The 364-nt window shown below is 64.6% G+C and carries 1 pseudogene; it reads right to left on the bottom strand.

The features are described from left to right. Positions 1-265 (bottom strand): annotated as a pseudogene (locus R2A130_RS16605) (heavy metal translocating P-type ATPase); the annotation flags it as partial. Between the last annotated feature and the right edge of the window lie 99 nt (positions 266-364).

Raw genomic sequence — 364 nt, 5'->3', positions numbered from 1 at the left:
CGAGGCCAGCCTGCGCCGGCTGCAGGCCGCTGAGGCTGGGGCGGCCGATGCTCAGGGTGCCGGTCTTGTCGAAGAAGACAGTCTTCAGGGCCGCGGCCGTTTCGACCACATCGCCGCCACGAAACAGGATGCCGGCCTTGGCGGCTCGGCCCGTGCCCACGGTGATCGCCGCGGGGGTGGCCAAGCCCAGGGCGCAGGGGCAGGCCACCACCAGCACGGCAATGCTGAGCTGCAAGCCCAGCACGAAAGGCGTTTCAGCCGACAACCCCAGGCTTCGTATAACTTCGTATAATGTATGCTATACGAAGTTATTACGCTCAACCGGGTGCGGCCAAAGATGATGGCCAACCAGGAAATGCTGGCC

Source organism: Ahrensia sp. R2A130, assembly GCF_000179775.1.
In the GTDB taxonomy this organism is placed as follows: domain Bacteria; phylum Pseudomonadota; class Alphaproteobacteria; order Rhizobiales; family Rhizobiaceae; genus Pseudahrensia.
This window is presented reverse-complemented; position numbering and strand designations above follow the sequence as displayed.